Source organism: Microbacterium sp. GbtcB4, assembly GCF_019091465.1.
GTDB lineage: Bacteria > Actinomycetota > Actinomycetes > Actinomycetales > Microbacteriaceae > Microbacterium > Microbacterium paraoxydans.
The window spans coordinates 1-238 of sequence record NZ_JAGXJJ010000516.1; the positions used below are offsets into that span (position 1 = coordinate 1).

Consider the following 238-nt stretch of genomic DNA (forward strand, 5'->3'; position numbering starts at 1 on the left):
GGAGGCCGCGCCCGCGCTGGTCCCGCGACCGCAGCCACTGCCCGAGGATGTGCCCGCCCCGCCCGCCGGAGAACCCGTCCGCGGTAGGGATGGCGTTGCCGCCGAACTCCACGTAGCGGTCGAGGATGCCGTGGCTCGACTCGAGATCGACGTTCCATCCGAACTCCGTGGCGCCGAGCATGAGCGGGAACGTCTCGTACCCGGTCTCGCCGAGTGCGGCGCGGATGGACTCCCCCAC

At 72.3% G+C, this 238-nt stretch carries 1 pseudogene; it reads right to left on the minus strand.

The window, feature by feature from the left end:
• Window positions 1-238, minus strand: a pseudogene (locus KVS71_RS18670) (aldo/keto reductase); the annotation flags it as partial.